Raw genomic sequence first — 298 nt, 5'->3', positions numbered from 1 at the left:
ACGTCAGACAATGTTTTGGCATCATCCGGATCGTTCGGGCAGCAAACGATAGGCTCTTTGATTTCGTCAAGGTTGATTTCAACGATGTGAGCGTATTCGGCATCTGCGTCTGCGCGCATCAGTTTTGGATCTGCCAGCCATGCTTCCATGGCTTGGGCACGACGTTCCAGAGTGCGTGGATCGCCATAACCTTCAGAAATCATCCAGCGCAACATAACGATGTTGGATTTCAGGTATTCAGCAACGGACTCTTCAGACAGGGTTACAGTACAACCTGCAGCGGAGCGTTCAGCAGAGG

Annotated in this window: 1 pseudogene; it reads right to left on the bottom strand. The window is 51.0% G+C overall.

Annotated features, from left to right (window positions below):
- Positions 1-298: pseudogene (locus Q4563_RS18775) on the bottom strand (bifunctional aconitate hydratase 2/2-methylisocitrate dehydratase); the annotation flags it as partial.

This window comes from Gilvimarinus sp. 1_MG-2023 (assembly GCF_030548285.1).
Note: the sequence above shows the minus strand (reverse complement) of the source record. Positions and strands in the feature narration are given on the sequence as shown.